We start from the raw sequence: 20,855 nt of genomic DNA, 5'->3' as shown, positions 1-20,855 counted from the left end.
TATCACCAAGTTCGGTGAACCTACTCACAGGCAGAGTTATACGGTCGATACAGAACAGATCCCAAAGATAGGCGTGTCACCGCTACGGTTCCAGATGTCCGTTTATGACGGTCAGAGGAGAGCGGGGAGCTTGGTTCACGCGACGCATGGAGCGTCTTCGCCACCCCCGACGATCGGCTACACGGTGAATCTCAGCGCACATGCGGCTCTGTTTTCAACGGCAGCTCGTCGGGAGCTTGGAGGTCGGCTTTGCAGACCAGAATTTCGTCCGCGCCCCGCTGGACCGGAGCGGCGAGCGGCGGACGACGAGTGCCTTCTCTTCCCATCACGCTGTTCGTCGTGGCATGTGTGAGTCTGCTGCCGACGGGCTGCCGAAGCCATCAAGAGCCGAATTCAGCCTCCGGCGTCTCGCGCTCTTCGCCTACGGCGACCGCTGATGCCCACCCCAACCCCAAGCGCTTCGACCCGAAGCCAAGGACGGCGGAAGAGAAAAAGTACGACAAGGAGATCAGATCGAACCTCGACCCTGCTGCGGAGAAGAAATTCGACAACATCTACTGGGGGACTCGTTCTTATAAGGGGCTGCACATCGAGGACGGCCAGGCACGCGTGGCGATCGACTCGAAGTTGCATATACCGGCAGCCACCCTTCGCGGTCTGGCCAAGTGGTTCGGGAACATGGCCGGAGATCCCCAAGGGATTCCTAAGTATCGGTGGATCCTGGTGGACTACCGGAGCGGGAGCCAGGTTAAGATTTCCGCCGACCCTGAAAAACTGGTCCGTATGCCAGATCTCGTCGGCAAGTACGGAAATGCGGCCGTCGGGACGCTGCAGGCCAACGGTATCTCCACCAATCACATCACCTGGAAATCCGTGACTGGAAAAGGCGTGTGGCTGAAGTCAAACTGGAGGGTCGTCGCCCAGAACCCTAGCGCGGGCTCAAAAGTCAATAACAAGAATGCCGTGATCATTCTACTCGTAGCGAAGTGAACACGAGGCATCCAAGACTTAACCTAGCTGAATCGCTAACGTACGGAGCGTAGGACGACGCAGGCCGTACGGGTGGTCAGCAGGGCGGCCGTGAAGACGAGACGCCTCTACCGGTACCACGACCAGACGCGCGACGACCTGCTGTCGGTGCTGAACGCGCTCGGCAACCAGCTCTGGGTTCCCCATCAGGTCATGGCCGAGTTCTGGGGTAGCCGCGAGGCCGTGCTCAAGGATCCACGCGGTACCGAGAAGAATGCTGCGATTTGTCACCCTGGACAAGAATGAGGCCGCCAAAGAGCGCAACGGCAGTAACAACGGCAGCACCGCTCAGAAGCATCGCCGGTCGACGTATCTTCTTTCCGAGAGGTTTGTCCGACGCCGTGGAGGACCATGCCGGGTCCTCCACGGCCGGCATCACCCACGTACGTTCGATCAGTACGGCGGTTACGTCGGCGTCCGGCCGATCACCGGCGTCCACACCCGTCCGGCGGCGCCATGCCGCAGTGACAGAGGCGAGTAGTTCGGGTGCTGTGGGCCGGTCCTCCGGTTTCTTGGCGAGTGCGCCGGCGACGATGCCGCGCAGGTCCGGGTCCAGGCCGGTCAGGTCGACATTCTGCTGCATGATGCGGACCGCGAGCACCTCTGGCCGTCCAGAGCCGAACGGACGCCGGCCGGTCGCTGCGAAGGCGACGAGAAGCCCCCAGGCGTGAACATCAGTCGCCGGGCCCACGTCACCGTCTTGATAGTGCTCCGGGCTCATCCACGCTGGCGAGCCGATCAGCAGACCCGTGCGGGTGACCCGGGTCTCGTCCACAGCACGCGCGATCCCCAGGTCCACCACACGCGGACCAGAGGGCGACAGGATGACGTTGGCCGGGCGGTAGATCGCCCGCTGCTCCTCCACGTCCAGGATCCCGGAGGCGGCCGCCCGGAGTGTGTCCGGGTTGCCGAGGAGGCTGCGCAGGACGCTTTCAGCTGTCATCTGAGGCCACATCGAATGCATCAGGCTCGCCACCCCGGGGTGACGGCTGATACGGCCGCGAAGTCCGGAATCGAGGGTCTGCCTGGGCCTCACTCCGGCGAACGCGTGCATCAGCCGGTCGACGAGGGCGTCGGAGGATCGCTTCCGCCTCGCCTTATAGGGGATTCCCCGCACGTCCGACTCCACGAACGACCGGATCTCTTCCGCGGTGACCGTCAGCTCGACACCTTCGAAAGAGATCCTGAGCCGTCCGCCCTTGAGACGTGTCAGCACATCGACAGGGACCAGGTTGTCCACAGCGCGGCTCAGCACCTCGGCCATGCGGCCATCGGATTTGACGGCGGCGGCCTGGGCGGTGTCCGTTGCCTGCGGTCGGCTGTTCCGCCGCGACTGGCCGGCCCACAGGAGGTCTAGTTCGACTCTCGGCGCCTCATGGATGTCGAGGGAGGGCAACACCTGACTGATGTAGTCGAGGAAGCCGCGGTGCGGACCAACGACGAGCACTCTCCGGGGTTCGAAGACCCCGTTGTAGAGCAGCCAGGAGACGCGGTGCAGACCGACCGCGGTCTTGCCGGTGCCTGGTCCTCCTTGGACGACGAGCAACCCCTTACGCTGGTCCGATACGAGCTGGAGCTGCTCCTGCCGGATCGTCTCGACGATGTCCCGCATCTTCCCGTCGCGGGCACGTTCGAGGTCATCGAGCAGGAAGTCACTCATTCGCTGGCGTTCCTGCGCAGGGTCGTAAGTCTCCTGTACCGCCCTCGCCGCATCCCGTTGTGGGAGATCGATCCGAAGTTCGTCGCTGTAGTCCTTCACCAGGCGGCCGTCGCAGCTCAGGGTCCGGCGAAGCCTGACGTCTCCCGGCGCGTCCAGCCTGGCGAGGCGCCATTCCGTGACGATGGGTGCCTGCCACGCCACAACGATGATGTCGCCTGCGGGATCGCGCACCAAGCGACGCCCGACGTAGTAGGTCCTCGGAGTATCGTCATCGTCTTCGGCGACGTCGACCCGCTGGAACACGAGAGCCTGACCCCCGAGGTCGTCGACGTACCTGATCTCTGGTGGCGTATCCGGGATGAAGTCGGTGCCGGCCTCCGAGTCGGTCACGTCCCAGGTCTTCTTCTTGAGTCCGCGGTTCTTGGCCAGCTTCTGCTCGTAGCAGACGTAGGCGTGATCCACCGCCCGCTGTTCCGCCGCGATGACGGCCGCCCTGCCCCCCATGCGCACGCTCCCCTGTCGAAGTGACCGGACGATAGCGCTGCGCACCGACAAATGGCGCATCTCCGGCCGGACCAGGCCAAACGGCCGTTCGATGCAGAAACGTGATCGCGATTGCGTAGACCGGATCACTGCGGTGCGCGTCCTTTCCTGCACAGAGTGCCGTCCGCGCGGGGGCGTGGGACCGTATCCTGTCGGGCGCGTGTAGGTCGAGAAGGGGGCAAGGGTGTCAGACCGGTGGTGGGGTCCGCGGTCCGACTTCCCGTGGGAGGAGGACGCGCTCAAGCACATCCGGGACCTCATGCCGCCCGCCGCTCAGTACCGCGCCTGGCACACTTTCACCTTCACCGCCAGGTCCGGTCACGTGCGCGAGGTCGACCTGCTCGTCGCCGCCCCGGCCGGGCTGTTCCTCATCGAGATCAAAAGCCACCCCGGCCGGGCCACCAACCACGGCGGCACCTGGACCTTCCGCGGTGACCGGGTCCGTACGATCGACAACCCGCTGCATCTGACGAACCTCAAGGCGAAGGAGCTGAAGGACCAGCTCCGCTGGGCGGCACGCGAGCTCGGCGTCCGGGCCCCCGTCCCGTTCATCCAGGAGGCCGTCTTCCTGTCCGCGCCGGACCTGCGCTGCGAATTCGACGACGTCCAGCGGATCATGGTGTTCGGCCGGGAGGGCCTGGAGAAGCAGACCGGCCTGCCGGGCATCTGGAGCGGCCTGCTCGGCCGGGCGCCGCGCAGCGACCGCGACCGCGTGAGCCCGCAGCTGGCACGCCGCCTCGACGACCTCCGCGACAAGATCGGCGTGCAGGGGCTCCGCAAGCACCGGCAGGTCGGCCCGTACGAGCTGGCACCCAAGGCGTTCGACGCCGGGCCGACGTGGGAGGACTACCTCGCGACCAACCCGGCGCTGCCGGGCGACCAGCCGCGCCGGATCCGCATCTACCTGTCGGAGCTGGGCGCTTCCAAGGAGGAGCGCGAGTCGACCCGGCGCGCCGCCCGCCGGGAGTATCTCGCGCTACAGGGCATCGCGCACGAGGGCATCGTGCAGGCCGAGCAGTTCAGCGACGAGCACGAGGCGGGCCCGTCGGTCATCTTCCGGCACGGTGCGGACTGGCAGCGACTCGACCACTTCATGGCCGAGCACGGCGACGGGCTGCCGATCGAGACGCGGGTGGAGATGGTCCGCCAGCTCGCCGAGGCCCTGGACCACGCGCACCGGCGGCACCTGTACCACCGGGCGCTGGCCGCGCGCAGCGTGTACGTCGAGCTGGACGGCCGCTACCCGCGGCTGCGGATCAGCGACTGGCAGGTCGCGGCGCGCCCGGACGCCGGGTCGTCGGGTCGGTCGTCGACGCTCGCGCCCGGCACGACATCCTCGGCTGTGCACGTCGAGGGGTCCGCCGGGCCTTACCTCGCTCCGGAGTTCGGCAACGCGGACGCCGAGGGCACGCAGCTCGACCTGTTCGGCCTGGGAGCGCTGACGCACCTGCTGCTCACGGGACGGCCGCCCGCGACCAGCCGCAAGGAGCTGGCCAAGCGCCTGCAGACGGAACGTGCGCTGGTCCCGTCGGCGGTGTCCGACGACATGACCCCGGACATGGACGAGCTGGTGCGCCACGCGACGGCCGTCCAGCCGGTCGACCGGCCAGAGTCCGTGGGCCACTTTCTGATCTACCTGGAGACGGTCGAGGAGGAGCTGACCGCCCCGGACGCCGAGGAGATCCCCGACCTGCTGGAGGCGACCCGCGGCACCGTCGTGGACGGCTGGCGGATCGAGCGCCAGCTCGGCAAGGGCTCGACCGCCAAGGCGCTGCTGGTCACGAAGGACGGCCACGAGCAGGTGCTGAAGGTCGCGCTCAGCGACGCGGGCGCCGAACGCCTCGTCCACGAGGCGGCGCAGCTGCGCGACATCCACGACTCGCACATCGTGCGGCTGATCGATGGCCCGCTGGAGATCGGCGAGCGTACGGTCCTGGTGCTCGAGCAGGCCAGTGAGCAGACCCTCGCGCAGTACCTCAAGAGTCAGGGCCGGCTGACCATCGACGAGCTGGAGAGCCTCGGCGACGACCTGTTCAGCGCGGTCCGCTACCTGGAGGACCAGGGCATCTGGCACCGCGACATCAAGCCGGACAACCTGGCGATCCGCGAGCTGCCGAAGAAGGCCCGCCGGCTGGTCCTGTTCGACTTCTCGCTGGCCGGCGCCGCCGACCGGGCGACGAAGGCGGGCACGCCCGCCTACCTCGACCCGTTCCTGGGCACCGACCGCCGCCCGGCGTACGACGCCGCCGCCGAGCGGTACGCCGTCGCAGTGACGCTGCACGAGATGGCCAGCACCGAGCTGCCCTCCTGGGGCGACGGCGTGGTGGAGCCGCACCTGCTGCCGCCCGGTGAGGAGCTGCCGCAGCTCGCCGAGGACGGCTTCGACCCGGTGCTGCGCGAGCGCCTCGCCCGCTTCTTCCATGCCGCGCTGCACCGCGATCCGGCCAAGCGGCACGGTTCGCTGAAGGAGATGCGGCTCGCCTGGACCGACGTCTTCCGGAACCTGGACGAAACGCCTCCGGCCACCACGCCCCGTACGGTCCACGCCACTCCGGCCACCGCGGACGAGGCGCGGCAGGTGTCGGCGTCCAACGTCGCGGCCACCACGCCGCTGATCGCGGCCGGGCTGTCCGCGCGCGCCCTGTCGATCGCGATGCAGCAGCTCGACGCGTCGACGGTCGGCGAGCTGGTGAAGATTCCCGCCGCCCGGATCCAGCGGCTGCGCGGCGTCGGCCTGGGCGTCCGCAACGAGCTGGTGAAGCTCGCCCGTGAGTGGCGCCGCCAGTTGGAGCTGTCCGAACGCCCGGCCGACGCGGCCAGGGCGGAGCGTACGACCGGGGTCGTGGCGGATCCGGCGCGCCTCAGCCTGGACGAGGTCGCGGACCTGCTGCTCCCCAAAAACCGCGAGGGCGCCGAGGTCCGCGCGATCCGGCTGACGCTCGCCCTGCCGGACGGCGAGGGCCGCCCCGCGCCCGTCCCCGCCTGGGCGCCACAGACGGCGGTCCTGGCCCAGCTGACCGGCCTGAGCGCGAGCGACGTCGCCCTGTTCCTCGCCGGCGCGCGGGAACGCTGGAGCAAGAGCGTCCCGGCGGTCACGGCGCTTCGCACCACGATCCTTTCCGTGCTGGGCGAGCACGGCCGGGTCATGGAGGCCCGGCAACTCGCCGAGGCGCTGCTGGCCGCCCGCGGCTCGGAGCTGGACGACCCCGCAACCCGGCTCGCCCTGGCGCAGGCGTGCGTACGGGCGGCCGTGGAGACCGAGGAGCACCGCGACAACCCGCGTCTGGCGGTGCGCCGTACGGCGTCGGCCGTGCTGATCGCGGCTGTCGCGGAGGACGACCCGGCCGCGCCCGTCGAGGAGGAGCTGCTCGACCACGCCGTGGAGCTGGGCCGGTCCGCGGACCGGCTGGTCGACCTCGGCCCGTCCTCGTCGCTGCCGGGCCTGTCCGTCGTACGGGACGCGCTGAAGAACGTCGAACGCCCGGACGGCATGGCGCCGCTGTCCGACACGGACCTGATCTCACTGGCCGCCGCCGCGTCGCGGAACGCCGCAGTCACCGCCCGGCTGGAGCTGTACCCGCGCGACCTGGACGCGAAGAAGGCTCTGGAGCTGGCGCAGGTCACCGGTTACCTCGGCGACCCGGGCATCGAGCCGCAGCAGTTGCGGGACCGCGTCCTCGCGCGCTTCCCGGAGCTGACGGACCTGCCGTCGGCGGAACGGCTACGCGCCCTGCTGTCCTCGATCATCGGCCGGGACATCGAGGTGGAGACGGACGAGCACGGCGTCGTACGGTACGTCCTGCCGCGGCACACGCCGACCAGCACGAGCCGCCAGTTCTCCTCGGGCCCGACCACCACCGGCGGTGAGCAGCCGCGCGAGGAGACCCTACGGCGGCTGCTCGACGCCCGTGAGAGCGGCGGCTTCCTCGCCGTGAAGGCGCACGTGTGGCACGCGACGCGGGTACGGGACGCGCTGCTGTCGCTGCCGGACGTGACGGGCGTCCACGTGACCGACGTGTTCGTCCGCACGCTCCGCGAGATCGTCGCCGAGCGCGGCAAGCCGAGCTGGCCGGCGGTGCTGACCGCCGACTCCGCCGACGCGCGCCCGGCCGCCCGTACGGGCCTGGCCGGGTTGGTCGACCAGGTCTGGACGCGGATCGCCGCGCGGATCCGCGCGGTGGACGGCGTGGTGCTGCTGCACGACGCGACGCCGCTGGCCCGCTACCCGGGCGGGATGGAGCTGCTGACGCGCCTGGCGTCGGTGGCCCGGCAGTCGGACGAGCGGCCGTACGGGCTGTGGCTGCTGTGCCCGATGGACGCGCCGCGCAACCCGGCGCTGCTGGACGCCGAGACGGTCGCCGTCCTCGGTGAGAACGAGCAACTGGCCGTGCCCCGCGGCTTCGTGAACGAGACAGTCAGGAGAGCTTCGTGATCGACCGTGCCGCTCTGCTCGGTGACCTGAAGGCCCAGGTCCGCCTTCTGGAGGACGACCTGCGGGAGCGGGCCGGGGACGCCGAGGGCGAGTTCGACGCCGGGCTACGCGCCGAGTGGCGGGACGCGCGGAGCGCGGAGCGGATCGCGGCGACGTACGAGACGTGGCTGGAGGACCGGGTCACCCAGTCGGCGGTGGCGTGGGTGCTGGGCACGGTGTTCCTGCGGTTCTGCGAGGACAACGAGCTGATCGACCTGCCGTACCTCGCCGGGCCGGGAGAGCGGCTGACCATCGCGAGCGAGCGGCAGCAGGCGTTCTTCGAGCGGCCGGAGAACCGGGAGAAGACCGACCGCGAGTGGATCGTCGAGGGCTTCGACGCGATGGCGAAGGCGTCGCCGGTCGCGGGAGGGTTGTTCGACCGGAGCCACAACCCGATGTGGCGGATCACGCCGTCGCTGGACGCGGCGAAGGTCCTGATCGCGTTCTGGCGCCGGCGCGGCGCCGACGGCCAGGACATCGTGCACGACTTCACCGACCCGGAATGGAACACCCGCTTTCTCGGTGACCTGTACCAGGATCTGTCCGAGCACGCGAAGAAGACGTACGCGCTGCTCCAGACCCCGGAGTTCGTCGAGGAGTTCATCCTCGACCTGACACTCGACCCAGCGATCGAGGAGTTCGGCCTCGACCCCGAGCCCCCGAACAGCCCGATCGACCTACCCCGCGGCCTCCGCGTCATCGACCCGACCTGCGGTTCGGGCCACTTCCTGCTGGGCGCGTTCAAGCGCCTGCTGAAGCGCTGGGAGGAGCAGGCCCCCGACGCCGACCGCTGGGACCTCATCAACCGTGTCCTCTACAGCGTCCATGGCGTCGATAAGAACCCGTCCGCCGTCGCCATCGCCCGCTTCCGCCTACTACTCGCCGCAATGCAAGCCGGAGGGGCGACTCGCCTCGCCAATGCCCCTGATTTCTACCTGCACATTGCTATCGGCGACTCTCTTCTCCACGGACGAGGGGCGCCGGGCGTGCAAGGTGAAATAGAGCTTCCCGAAACACGCAGGATCCACAGCTTTACAACGGAGGACGTACAACGATCCATTCAATCGGTCGACCTCCTTGGTGTAAACAGTTATCATGTGGTTGTAGGCAACCCACCCTACATTACAGTGAAGGACGCAGCGGAAGATAAGGCGTATCGCAAGCATTACCCAAGCTGCTCTGGAGCTTATGCTCTATCTGTCCCTTTCGCTGAGCGCTTCTTCAATCTCGCGTGCCGCGCCGGAGGGGATCGACGCGGAGCGGGTTTCATCGGACAGATAACCGCGAACTCTTTCATGAAACGCGAGTTCGGGAAAAAGCTAGTTCAAAACTTCCTTCGAGTCGAAATCAATCTCACGCACGTCATCGACACTTCTGGCGCGTTCATTCCAGGGCATGGCACTCCAACCGTCATTCTAGTCGGTCGAAACATGCTGGCTACTAGCGCATCAGTCCATGTCGCTCTCAGCGTGAGGGGGGAACCGCAACTCCCTGAAGATCCAGCGAATGGAATCGTTTGGCGCTCCATTGTCGACAATATAGCGGCATCGAGTTACTCGACCGATTGGGTAGACATCGTCGAGCTTCCGAGAGACCAGCTATCATCGCATCCATGGAGCCTGCAGGGCGGCGGATCGGCAGACCTGAAGCACGCGATTGATGCTCGTAAATGGACATCGCTTAAGGACTACGCATCTTCGATCGGAGTGGCCACTACTACAGGGAATGACGACACTTTCCTTGTGCCACCACATATTCGCTCTAGACACCCCCAGCTTCCTCTCGCTGTCATGGTTGAGGGAGAAGATGTCCGCAACTTTGTGATCCATCATTCAACTTGTACCGTATGGCCTTATGATGCGATGCTCAATCCTATCTCACTTACCGAAGGCTTGAAGAGGTGGCTATGGCCGTATCGACGCAACTTGCAGTTGCGCAGACGGTTCAGCGTCCCTATCGAGCAGATCGACGGAATTGCCTGGTATGAGTTTCGCGAACTCTACAAGAGTAAATACCGTTCATCTAGCACGGTTACCTTTTCTACGGTTGCGACGCATAATCATTTCGCACTTTCGCGAGAGTTGAAAGCCTTCAACCGTCATGCTCCGGTCATCAAGCTGGCACAGGATGCAAGCGAGGAACGCTACATCGAACTCGTTGGCCTCTTGAATAGTTCCACAGCTTGCTTCTGGCTTAAGCAAGTTAGTCAGCCTAAAGGCGGCAGTGGAATCGGGCGTGGCGTCCAAGACGAAGCCTGGGAAAACAGGTACGAGTTCATGGGAACTAAGCTCGAGCCGTTCCCGCTTCCCCGCCAGTTTCCGCTGGAGCTCGGTCTAGCATTGGACTCGGTCGCACAGGACTTGTCTTCTGTAGAGCCGCCTTCGGTTCTCCGTAAGGGGCTACCAAGGCGTGAGAGCTTGGACGCCGCGCGCGTTGGGTATGCTTCACTGCAGGAGAGAATGACTGCTTTGCAAGAAGAGCTTGACTGGGAGGTGTATCGGCTCTATGGACTGCTGACAGAGGAGGAGGCGGCTGAGCTGACTGCCCAGCCAGAGTCCATCCCTGATTTGAGGCTGGGCGAGCGCGCATTCGAAATTATTCTAGCGCGAAAGATGGCGGCAGAGGAAATCGAGACCCAGTGGTTTGCCCGGCACAGATCGGCGCCGACCACGGAGCTTCCCACACACTGGCCGGAGGAATACAGACGGGTCGTCGAGCGACGAATCGAAAAGATCGAGAAGCTCCCTCGAACGATCGGCCTGATCGAGCGGCCAGAGTACAAACGGCGCTGGCAGACTGAGCTATGGGAGAAGAAGGAGAAGGCGGCCCTCCGGAACTGGCTGCTGGACCGGTGCGAGGACCGCGCATTGTGGTTTGCGCCGGACGACATGGGCGGCGAGCAGCCGCAGCCGATGACGGTCAACCGGCTCGCGGACCGGCTGCGCGGCGACGCCGACTTCGTGTCGGTGGCCCGGCTGTACGCGGACGAGGACGCCGACCTCGCCGACGTCATCGCTGAGATCACCGAGGCCGACCACGTCCCGTACCTCGCTGCCCTCCGTTACAAGGACGCTGGCCTGCGCAAGCGCGTCCAGTGGGAGAAGACGTGGGACCTACAGCGTGAGGAGGACGCCACCGGCAAGCGGCTCGACATCCCCGTGCCGCCCAAGTACGCCTCCGCCGACTTCCTCAAGAACTCATATTGGCGCAACCGCGGCAAGCTCGACGTGCCGAAAGAGCGGTTCATCTCCTACCCCGGAGGGAGTCCGGACGGTGACGACTCGCTGCTGCTCGGCTGGGCTGGCTGGGACCACCGCGAGCAAGCGCACGCGCTGATGACCCTCATCGAGGACCGGACGACTCGGGATGGCTGGGACAAGGAACGGCTCACCCCGCTGATCGCCGGCCTCGCCGAGGTGATGCCTTGGGCGAAGCAGTGGCACGGCGAGGTCGACCCGGAGTTCGGCATGAGCCCGGCGGACGCTTACGCGAGTTACCTGGAAGACCAGCAACTCCGCTACGGCCTGACGAGCGACGACCTTACCGCCTGGCGTCCTGCTAAACCGACTCGCGGCCGACGCGCGAAAGCGGACGCTCATTGATCAGAGAACACATGGCGGAGTCGTGGCCTTCGGCATCATGCAAAATGCTGCCAGCTCGCATGGTTCCAATTCGGGACGAGGCTCGGGTCAATACCGACATCGAGTCCGGAGAGGAATTCAACGGAGATCTTTTAGATGACCAGAGGTAAAGCTAAGCCACCAACCTATCTCGATGGCCTATTGGTGGAGCTCGACGAGATCCACAACGCCTACAGCGAAATCCTCGACACCTCAGGCATCATCAATATCGACCCGAACCGTCGTGGGGATGGCGTCAGCTACCTCGGCTCACCTGCCTGGGGCTGGCGCAAAAGCGATAACGCGCTTGAGTCAGCACGAATGACACTATTGCGACGTTTGCACGACTGGGAGCCGAGGTTCCGGCTACTATTTCCGCACCCCACTCCTGATGTAAGTAAGCGGATCGATGAGCATATCGGCAGGCTGACAGCTTAGCTGATCCGAAATCCTCGTGCGCACGGTGTCCCCTCGACGATCGGTAAAGCACATGAAAAGCTGAATGCCAGTGTGGCGAATCTCCGTTCGCTTACAGCACTGCTTCCGTCTGACGAATACGACCAGCGACTCGTCGTCGACACCAACACACTGATCGACAACCCCGACCTTGGGATTCACAAGGCAACCCTCGGCCCCCGATACATGGTTCATCTGCTGCCGGTCGTGCTACGTGAGATTGATGACCTCAAGCGCGCGGGCCGCAACCAGGACCTCCGGGATGCCGCCAAGCGCGCCGAACGGCGTCTGAAGGGATTGCGGACTAACGAAAACGTGCGTGAAGGCGTCAAGGTCGTTGGTGAGGTATATGCCGTGTTCGAGCACGTCGAGCCCAAGGCAGACAACCTACCTTCATGGCTGGACCTGAGCGTTCCTGACGATCGCTTCGTGGCCTCTACCTTGCTTATACAGTCCGATCATCCTGGGTCAGCCCTCTACGCCGCGACCAGCGACATCAACCTCCAGACAAAACTATCCGCGGTCGGACTGCCGTTCATCGAGCTCCCTTGACGCCCAGTTTCCGGCTGCCCGAGGAGTGACGGCGACCTCGACGCACTGATTGCCCTCTGTGTTGGATCTGCTGCTCTTTCGCCAGTCAGCCGCCGGGGTGTCCACGTTCATACGCTCATCTCCGTGATCGTCTTTTTGATGAGCGTAACCGAGGCGGCCTCGTCAAGGGAGACCTTGGTCATCTGCCGGAAGTCGGCGTGGAAGCCGGCGACCTCGTCGGCGTCGTGGAAGTACCGCTCGCCCACCCGGTTCTCGCAGAGCACGACATCGGGGTCGACGGAGTCGGCGAAGCTGAGGATGACGAACGGGTTGCCGGCTGCTGGATAGAGCCCGGCTGTATACGGCAGCACCCGCAGGCTGACGTTGGGCAGCTTTGCCGCCTCGATCAATCGCTCAAGCTGGCACCGCATGATCTTCGGGCCTCCGGCCTGTCGATATAGAACGGCCTCGTCGAGTAGAGCATGGAGCGTGAGCGGCTTGTCGGTGGTGAGGCGCTCCTGGCGCTTCATACGAACGGCCACGCGTCGCTCCACTTCTTCGGGTGGGACGGCCGGGATGGAGGCGAGAACCACGGCTCGGGCATAGTCGGCTGTCTGCAAGAGACCTGGCACCTTGCTCGGTTCGTAGTTCCGGACAAGTGTCGCCTCGGCTTCCATCTGGATGTACGGGCCGGGTAGTAGGTCGCGGTAGGACGACCACCAACCGCCTCGCTTGCGCGCGTTCCGGCCGAGGTCGAGTAGCTGTTCGGCGGTTTGGGCGTCGACCCGGAAGAGCGCCAGCAGTTGGCGTAGGTCGCTAATGCTGACCGAACTTTGAGCGTTCTCGATCCTGACGATCTTGTTGCTGGAGACCTCCAGGTGAGCGGCGACCTCCTCCTGCGACATTCCTGTCTTAAGCCGCAAGGCTCGCAGTTCTCCAGCGAGCCTCCTCCGCAGTACAAGGGAAGCGCTCATTTTCTTACCTATCACCTTGTTATCTCTTACTTGGTCGTCTACCGTAGCGGCGAACACATACTGTCATACATCAGTTACGGATAGGCAGAAAATGTTCCAAGACGGCTTCCCGGCGTCCGGATTCGGCAACACGATCCAGACCGGGGAATCAGTCACCGCCCATCTCGAAGCGCTCGCGGAGCGGCTGCGGGAGGAAGGGTGGTATGCGCAGGTCATCGTCTCCGAGGGTCAGGCGGCTTTACTGCGGGTGGTGAACCCGCTCGCGCCGCCGTTGAACGACGATCTCTCGCTGCGGCAGGACCAAGCGGGGCTGTGGTGGTTCTGCTGGTCGTTCGGCGACCGGATCGCCCACGTCGACAACCTCGACATCGCCGCCGCCCGCATTACCCAGGTCCTCGGCTACCCCGAACGCTGAACAAGCCACCGCGGCGGCCGGGGCCTTCCCCCGATGCCCGGCCGCCGCGGTCACCGACACCCCCTGGAGGCCTCCGGAATGTCCCCCGAGTGCACTACCGGCCCGTCGCGCGAGCAGCAGTGGTCCTGCCGCCTCGACCGCGACCCCTACGCCGTCGTCACCGCTCGTTCCCTGGCCACCGCCGTCCTGCTCGGCTGGGACTCCGGCCTGGTTGAGGACGTCGTCCTGGTCACCAGCGAACTGGTCACCAACGCCATCGCGCACGGTGCCGCCCCCGTCACCTTCGCTCTGACCGTACGGAAGGTCGAGGAGCCGGCCATCGTCATCGACGTCAGCGACGCTTCGGCGGACCTGCCCGTCCAGGACCTGCCCGGCGAGGTCGGCCACTTCGGCCTGTGGATCGCCGGAGAACTCGCCCGCGTCACCGTCCACCCGGCCTCGCCCGGCAAGACCGTACGCGCCACCTTCGACGTCACCGACGCAAGGCTCCTGCCGCCGGTCCCGTAGGACCGCAGGAAGTATCGGCGGCGGCAATCGAGCCGTCAAGGCAAGTGAGAGACTTAACGTATAGACGTCAAGGGGTACGGGGCCACCCGCCCGTACGCGACACCGGAGTCGCTAGAAGAGCTGACCGGCCCGGTCAGTGGCCGGATCACCCTGCGCGGCCATCTCGACTGGGGACCTCGCCGTACTTACAATCTCGATGAACCATCGGACGTACGGCTCCTGTACATGCGCGTGATCCGCGAAAGCTCCACCGTGGACGATCTACGCCGGCTCCTGAACGGCCGCCTGCTGCGCCGGGTTTGGGCTGCCCTTGTCCTTCCATCCAGGGTCCGCAGGATCTGGGAGAGCCGGTTCCCCGACCTTCACCACGCTGCCTGATGGGCGACTTCCACCGCCGCTTGGCCCAGATCGGTTTGGCCGCGGCGGCTGAACATGGGTTCGCACTGGCCGGTGGGTACGCGGTCCAGGCGCACGGGATTCTGCAGCGTCCGAGTGAGGATGTCGACCTGTTCACCTCGGCCGGGCGGGAGGACTTCGCGGTCGGCGCCCTGGTGTTCACCCATGCTCCGGCAGTCGAAGGCAGTGACGATGTTCGGGGGATATACGCCGCCGGGTTTACCAGCGGGCAGGTGCGGGCCTACCCGTGGGCGTACGAGCCATCGGTCTGGTCGGACCTGTTGTACGACTGCGACTTCACCGGGCGTGAACAGCCGCATCGAACCCGCTCCCGAGACGACCACGTCGGCACGCTCATCGTCGAAGCCGAGAAGTGACAGCCAAGGGGCTCGAGACCACCCCGGCACAGGAGGATCAAGAGTCAGTAGGCCTTCTCGGGAATGAGATGCTTGAGATTCGGGAAAAGTCGCAGTGCTTCGGGATGACTGGAGGCGTACTGACCAATTCGCTCGACAGTCGCTGAAAGCCAGTCAGTCGAGACTCGGTGTTGATCGACCCTAAGTTGCCGATAAATCATCGCTATATAATGCATGGAGCCCCACTGACCGGCTTCGACGGCGTCCAGGCAAATATCGTAGTAGCTGGTCAGTTCTTCGGCAGGTAGCCGCGGATCAGTCGCTGCTAGCATCAGGTCAGCGAGCAGCTTAATCGGAGAAGCTCCCAAGGAGCTATCGTTCGGGATGAATATGGCATCGATCATTTCCTCCCAAGAGTGGATCGCGTTCGTTAGTGTGTCCCCGAGCCTCGAGCAGGTGAACGCAGTTTCCAGGACAATATTATCTTTTATGGAACTAATTCCAGGCCCCGTTGCCTGTTCGTTGTAGGTCCAATTGAGATCAGCGGGGGGAAAGTTGTGCCATCCCGACCTGATATGAATGTCCCGTCGTCCGGCGGGGTCCCACGACCGCCACACGCCAAGTTCGCCAGCGAGGCTGAAAAAGCCTTCCGTTGTGAGTTGCGAGCGCCACAGCAGCGCATGCCGACGCCAGTCCGCGACGACGTCCGCCGACCCCGGAAACAGATCACCGGCAGGGACCATCTCGCAGGCGGCGACGATCAGAAGGAGTAGGTTCGCCGAGTAGGCGGCGTGCCGGGCAGGCACGGAGAGAGGCGACGGCGCATAGCTGGGATCCGCGCTCCGGGGTTCCATCGCCGTTCGGAAGAGGTCGAGGAGGACGTCCCGTAGCGTGGCCTGGTCCTCTCGTCCTCCCAGCATCGATTCCAGGAAGTTGGTCGTCGCCATGCGAATCGACAGGGGGACGAATGACAGCAGCGCATAGAGGAATGTGTCGTCCGGTGCCGTACGACGGGCTCGTCGGGCATTGCGCTCGGCCTCGCCCGCAAGCTCTTCAAGCTCACGGGCGACCAGCCGTGCGACCAGGTACTCCCCGAAGGTCGCGTGCAGGAATTCGCAGGTGGTCAGTCGGGTCTGGTCGCGTACGGCATGGGCTTGGTGGACGAAGAAGAACCGGCCCAGGACGGTTTGTGCCGCACTGAGTGGGGCGTGCATACCGGTCGAGGCGACGCGGTCGTGCAGCAGCGCGGTCAGGTCCGTGTCGAGTTCATCCTCGGTGACCCACTGGCGGCCCCGGTTGAACATCGCGAAAGCCGCCACGGACAGGCGCAAGAGATCTTGTTCGACTGCTCGGCGGAACTCCCGGTCGTCGAGTCGTGCGCGGGACTTTGCCACTTCACGCTCGGCGAAGCTGGTGAGCAGTCGTTCGTAGAGCCCTGCCAAGTCGAGGTCGTCGCCCTCTCGTTGGAGGCCGTTGCCGTCGGCGTCGTACAGGGCGAGCATCATGAGGAGCAGTGGCTGCTCAGCGAGTTCAGGATGCACCAGGGCGGTTTGGGCCGACAGCGGGCGCAGGCCGCGCCCGGCGAGGTAGGCCGCGTTGGCACGGTTCCAGACGTCAAGCCAATGCCGGACCTGGGCCTTGTCGAAGGGCTCAAGGCGTACCGCGATCGCGCCTTCGGCCGGGACCCGTACCCGATCGGCCACCGCTGTCCGGCTCGTTACCAGGACGACGACCGGCCGCCCCTGGTCGGCCTCACGTTCTTGGAAGCGTACGACCTGCTCGAGGTAGTCGGACTGGCTCACCCCGGTGGCCTGCAGCAATTCGTCGAAGCCGTCGAGGACTACGACGGGCAGCGCGTCGCCGGCGGTGCGCGCCAGGCTTGGCCAGCTGAGCGTCTCTCCCGTAGCGTCTCGGATGGCGTACTCGATCTGGCCCTGCAGATCAGAGTCGGCCGGGGTGTCTCGTAGTGCGACTCTGACCACGAGGAAATCTGACGCCGGCAGCCGCGCCGCGAGAATCGTCGTGAGCACCGACTTGCCGGATCCGGGCTGTCCCAGCACCAGCAGTGGACGCCGTACCGCCTCCGGCGATGTCAGATGCCCGAGCAGGTACGCGTACAGATCGTCGCGGATCGGCAGCCCTTGCCACCAGTCCTCGCGGTCCGGCCGGGCAGACCGACCGAGGCCGCAGACCCGGAACCGGTGGTCGATGTACGCGTCCTCCAGTGAGGGAATGCGGAGTTCGTCGGGCACGGTTCCGGTCCGGACGACGCCTCGGCGGAGCTCGGCGCGGTACCGCCGGGCGAGCGCCTCACGCCGGTCGTCGGGCAGGCTCCCGGTGGTCAGTTCGGTGAGTGTCTGCTCCAGTTCGGCCAGCCCGGCGCGAATCTCCGCATGCATGGCGCGACGGTCGTTGAGGTTGACCCAGAACGACACTTCCGGGAAGTCGCCGGCCAACCGTAGAAGCAGTTCCTGATAGCGGCGCGTCGCCTCCGGCGGGACGTCTTCGCGCAGAGTTCGGCTGAGCCGCTCCTGATCCGTTTCGTCCAGCGCTTCCCAGACGGCCAGGCCGACGGCGAACTCCACGAGGCTCTGGGAGAGGGCGGAGTAGTAGTCACGGAGCCTCTTGATAGAGGTGTCGTAGGTCCGGTGCGGAGAGATCGACGGAACGTCCAGGTGCAGGAACTCTCGGGTCAGGCTGCGCAACCGGCCGGAGGAAGGCGCCCCGCCCGCCGCGATTGCGACCTGATCCGCCCGGCGGAGCCCGAGATCGGGCAGATCCGCCGCGGCCAGCGCCTCGAAGTACGCGGTCAGCGCGATCACCACGTGAGCCGCCTCGAGCCGCTGGGTGCGATCGAATCGCCCGAGTCCGGACACCCTCTCGCGCAGCCCTCTGATCAACGCGCCGCTGACCTTCGCCAACTCGCCTTTCGCATCGAAGAGGCTGAGGATGAAGTTCCCGCCGAAGGTGCTCGCGACCAGCAGCGCGCCTCCTGCGAGAGTGTCCAGGGCGGCGACCGCCTTCCCGTCGCCGCCGAGCAGCTTGACGGCATCAGCGTAGGACAGCGCTCGGACCATTAATGCTCCAGAGGATTGGGACTTGCATCGGATCAGCTTCAACGTCTCTCCGCGCGAGCACCGGTTACAAGCCGGTGCGGCGATGAGGCGCGCTCGGCTGTGAGTGCTGCTTGTCAGTCAGCATCAGAGGTCATCAGTGTCGTCATCCACCTCGAAGGTGTCCGCCGCTTCGGGCTTCATGTCCTCGGTGTCTTCGATCACCTTGCCCATCGCATCGGCGATCTCGCCGAGAAGCGCGCGCTTCCGGTCCCGGAAGAAGGCGTCGAAGTCGTCCTCGCGCATCAGCTGCGGCTCTGCCAAGTGCGACGTGACGTGCGCGTCGATCGTGGCGTTGTCGACGCCCGCGCTGTTGGCCAGACGCGACAGGTACTCCGACGGCGCCCGGCCACCGATGACCCGGTTGGTGCGGGCGGTGAGCGGCGTCTTGTTGACGATCGAGTTGTAGATCTTCGAGTCGATCTTCTGGGTCTCGCACCACGCTTTCGGGAAGATGTGGTGGATGTCGATGGCCTCGTCGAAGTAGTTGGTGATCGTCGATGCCTCGCCCGTACGCCAGTCCAGGGCGCCGGCCTTCATCAGCAACGCGTAGATGCCCTTGTAGGCGGCGCTGTTCCGCGTCCGGAGGGTGAGCAGACGGCCGGGTACGAACTGCGCCTCGGCGACCGTTCGCGGCTCCGTCCCCGAGCCGCGGATCCAGGCGACGACGTCCGGCAGGTCCCTGCTGAACCGCGTCTCCGTGGTCCCCCCGTACAGCTCACCGAAGACGCCGCACCAATACCAACGTGCGAGCTTCTGCTGCGCGCCCGCGTTCTCCGCGTCGGCGCCGAGGACGGCGAAGATGGCCGCGAGCGGGATGAGCTGGGTGCCGTACGGAAGGAATTTGGTGTCGAAGATGTACTGACGGTGCAGGAACCGGGCTGCGGCCTTCAACCCATTGACGATCACCGGGGCGAACCGCTCGTACTCGGGCAGCGTGAGGACCAGCATGTCCGCGCGCTTGCATCCGATGCGCGGGAGACGGTCCTCTTCGACGCCGTTCTTCCTCCCGGCATCGCGCCGCGCATCGGTGGCCAGCAGGGTGATCGCCTGCAGGAAGTCGGTGTTGGAGACCTCCCTAAGGATTCGGTACTCGGGACCTGACCACTCCTTGCGGCACTGCTTCCAGTGATCCCGCAGGTCGAACTCGTCGGCGGCGTACGTCGCGGTGAGCAGTTCGAACACCGTGAGCGTCACTCCCCCGGTGTTGACCTTCTCGAACACCTGGCAGACGGCCTGCCGCGGGACGCCCTTATCGAGTTCGATGATCGGGAACTGGTACGTGTCGAAGCGCTTGATGATCGTGCTCTGGAAGGCGTTCCACAGCTTTATCTCGCCCTGGTCGTAGTTCCAGTACCTCTGAAACCCCATCATCCAGTCCTCGTGATCGAAGACCTTCGCGAGCGGAAACAGGTGGGCTTCGTACTCCCGATCCGGTGTGGAGTAGTCCTCGATCACCTCTCTGCGGAAGTTGCGGACGACACGGTCAGCCGGAAGGAAGCGGATCGCCTCCTCACGGTCTCCGTTCACGTCGAGTGCCTGGCGCATGTCGATGTAGAACCAGCCGGATACCGGATGCTTCCGGACGTCCTGGGTCTGGAGCGGAAGACCCAGCTTCAGCGCCTGGAACAACGAGGTCATCCGCTGCTGACCGTCGAGGATCAGTCGCTCGGGTTCGACTCCGGTCGCCTGTGTGGCCCCCTCAACCGGACGCTGCTTGAACCTGACGTCGCCGCCGGTCTTCAGCATCATCAGCGTGCCCACCGGATAGCCCAGAGAGATCGAGGCGAGAAGACTGGAGATGTTCCGGTCGGGCCAAACCCAGCCTCGCTGGAACTCCGGCAGTTGCGTCCGGCCGTCTCCGACCTCTCGCAGGAGGTCGGAAAGGAACTCCTTGTCGATCCCGAACGTGTCGACAGCCACGTCTCTCCTCTTCTCGCAGATGGCAGACAAATAAAAGAACGGTCGATGGACCCGAGGACTTTCTCGTCCGTCACGGCCTGGTGCGTTGGTCGATCAACTCGAGGCGACGGAGCGTTTGGTGTTATTTCATCCGTTCGTCTTAGCGAGCCGCCTGGCCAGGGACTCCACCAGTTCCGCATCCGCGTCGGTCAGGCCGTCCAGCACCGGGCCGAGGCTGAGCACCCGCGCCGAGAGGTCAGTATCGGGGCGCACTCCGTACCAGTCGGCGGCGATCATTGCCGACACTCGCTCGACGGTGGTGCCGAAGAGCTTGGCGATTCCGTCCAGAGCCTCCGGGTCCGGCGGACCGACCCGACTACTTCCCGGGCCCCGCCATGCGCCGTACTCGACGAGGTTCTTCCACCAACCATGCGACCTGGCACGATCGGATTCCCAGGCCATCGTGTAATAGTCCTTGTCCCGGGCGATCTTTCGGGCGGTGTCCCTGAAGGGGCTACTGCTCATAAAGTGATGATACGCAAGTATTTAGCCACGCCAAAATCTTTTCGATAACGATCCCGACCTCGACATTCCGGAAAAACGACTCCTGTCGGAAGATGTTGCTGCGACGCCCTGTTTTGACGCCGAATGCGGCGAGTTGGTTTACCCGGGTCCGTATCCGGTCAAGGAGGACCTTCCGGTGACGTTCCGGGAGCGCTCTGTGGCCGCCGCGGCTGCGACGGCCGTAGGCTGTACCGGTTCGAGGAACGCCTCCGCGAACGTCCCTCACCTACTAGGACGCATCCTGTACCCCAGAATGGCCGCCCACGCGTCCTCATCGTGCGGGCCTCTGGCGGGACGCAGGCGGTGGCTCGGACACAC

15 protein-coding genes are annotated in these 20,855 nt (G+C 65.3%); 9 read left to right on the top strand and 6 right to left on the bottom strand.

Annotated features, from left to right (window positions below; genetic code table 11):
• Window positions 1-309: 309 nt before the first annotated feature.
• Window positions 310-990, top strand: coding sequence for a PASTA domain-containing protein (locus OG417_RS22830; RefSeq protein ID WP_329259579.1), 681 nt, complete (start codon window positions 310-312; stop codon window positions 988-990).
• Between the two features lie 72 nt (window positions 991-1,062).
• Window positions 1,063-1,275: a PIN-like domain-containing protein gene (locus OG417_RS54380; protein ID WP_442875713.1), complete on the top strand. Its 213-nt coding sequence runs from the start codon at window positions 1,063-1,065 to the stop codon at window positions 1,273-1,275.
• Here the strand turns inward: OG417_RS54380 and OG417_RS22825 are convergent.
• Window positions 1,217-3,193, bottom strand: coding sequence for a protein kinase domain-containing protein (locus tag OG417_RS22825; RefSeq protein WP_329259576.1), 1,977 nt, complete (start codon window positions 3,191-3,193; stop codon window positions 1,217-1,219). The two genes, OG417_RS54380 and OG417_RS22825, sit on opposite strands and share 59 nt — an antisense overlap.
• Window positions 3,194-3,416: 223 nt before the next feature.
• On the opposite strand from OG417_RS22825, the gene pglW reads away from it, so the two are divergent.
• From pglW to OG417_RS22805, 4 genes are all read left to right on the top strand, one after another.
• Entirely contained in the window at window positions 3,417-7,664 is a 4,248-nt protein-coding gene (pglW, locus tag OG417_RS22820; RefSeq protein WP_329259573.1) for a BREX system serine/threonine kinase PglW, read from the top strand.
• Window positions 7,661-11,305 (top strand): BREX-2 system adenine-specific DNA-methyltransferase PglX, encoded by a 3,645-nt coding sequence (gene pglX / locus OG417_RS22815; protein WP_329259570.1) that lies wholly within the window; start codon window positions 7,661-7,663, stop codon window positions 11,303-11,305. The genes pglW and pglX overlap by 4 nt, the downstream gene beginning before the upstream one ends.
• Window positions 11,306-11,440: 135 nt before the next feature.
• Window positions 11,441-11,761, top strand: coding sequence for a hypothetical protein (locus OG417_RS22810; RefSeq protein ID WP_329259567.1), 321 nt, complete (start codon window positions 11,441-11,443; stop codon window positions 11,759-11,761).
• A 72-nt stretch (window positions 11,762-11,833) separates the two neighbouring features.
• On the top strand, window positions 11,834-12,331 hold the full coding sequence (locus OG417_RS22805) for a PIN domain-containing protein (RefSeq protein WP_329259564.1): 498 nt from the start codon (window positions 11,834-11,836) through the stop codon (window positions 12,329-12,331).
• On the opposite strand, the gene OG417_RS22800 is transcribed toward OG417_RS22805, so the two are convergent.
• Both OG417_RS22800 and OG417_RS22795 read right to left on the bottom strand, forming a co-directional pair.
• Window positions 12,293-12,442, bottom strand: a complete 150-nt coding sequence (locus OG417_RS22800; protein WP_329259561.1) for a DUF397 domain-containing protein — start codon at window positions 12,440-12,442, stop codon at window positions 12,293-12,295. The two genes, OG417_RS22805 and OG417_RS22800, sit on opposite strands and share 39 nt — an antisense overlap.
• Entirely contained in the window at window positions 12,439-13,284 is an 846-nt protein-coding gene (locus OG417_RS22795) for a helix-turn-helix domain-containing protein (protein ID WP_329259558.1), read from the bottom strand. Before OG417_RS22795 ends, OG417_RS22800 begins: the two co-directional genes overlap by 4 nt.
• Window positions 13,285-13,375: 91 nt before the next feature.
• Between OG417_RS22795 and OG417_RS22790 the strand changes: the two genes are divergently transcribed.
• From OG417_RS22790 to OG417_RS22780, 3 genes are all read left to right on the top strand, one after another.
• Window positions 13,376-13,699, top strand: coding sequence for a hypothetical protein (locus OG417_RS22790; RefSeq protein WP_329259555.1), 324 nt, complete (start codon window positions 13,376-13,378; stop codon window positions 13,697-13,699).
• Between the two features lie 78 nt (window positions 13,700-13,777).
• Entirely contained in the window at window positions 13,778-14,206 is a 429-nt protein-coding gene (locus OG417_RS22785) for an ATP-binding protein (protein WP_329259552.1), read from the top strand.
• Between the two features lie 377 nt (window positions 14,207-14,583).
• Window positions 14,584-14,979: a nucleotidyl transferase AbiEii/AbiGii toxin family protein gene (locus OG417_RS22780; RefSeq protein ID WP_329259549.1), complete on the top strand. Its 396-nt coding sequence runs from the start codon at window positions 14,584-14,586 to the stop codon at window positions 14,977-14,979.
• A gap of 44 nt (window positions 14,980-15,023) precedes the next feature.
• Here OG417_RS22780 and OG417_RS22775 read toward each other — a convergent pair whose 3' ends face one another.
• The 3 genes from OG417_RS22775 to OG417_RS22765 form a co-directional block, all read right to left on the bottom strand.
• Window positions 15,024-18,035 (bottom strand): NACHT domain-containing protein, encoded by a 3,012-nt coding sequence (locus OG417_RS22775; protein ID WP_329259547.1) that lies wholly within the window; start codon window positions 18,033-18,035, stop codon window positions 15,024-15,026.
• 123 nt (window positions 18,036-18,158) lie between these two features.
• The gene (locus OG417_RS22770; protein WP_329259544.1) at window positions 18,159-19,994 is read right to left on the bottom strand and encodes a GmrSD restriction endonuclease domain-containing protein; all 1,836 of its coding nucleotides are present in this window, start codon (window positions 19,992-19,994) and stop codon (window positions 18,159-18,161) included.
• A gap of 126 nt (window positions 19,995-20,120) precedes the next feature.
• A complete protein-coding gene (locus tag OG417_RS22765) occupies window positions 20,121-20,498 on the bottom strand; it encodes a hypothetical protein (protein ID WP_329259541.1) in 378 nt (125 codons plus the stop codon).
• Window positions 20,499-20,855 lie beyond the last annotated feature (357 nt).

It is taken from the genome of Actinoallomurus sp. NBC_01490 (assembly GCF_036227085.1).
Lineage (GTDB): Bacteria > Actinomycetota > Actinomycetes > Streptosporangiales > Streptosporangiaceae > Actinoallomurus > Actinoallomurus oryzae.
Note: the sequence above shows the minus strand (reverse complement) of the source record. Positions and strands in the feature narration are given on the sequence as shown.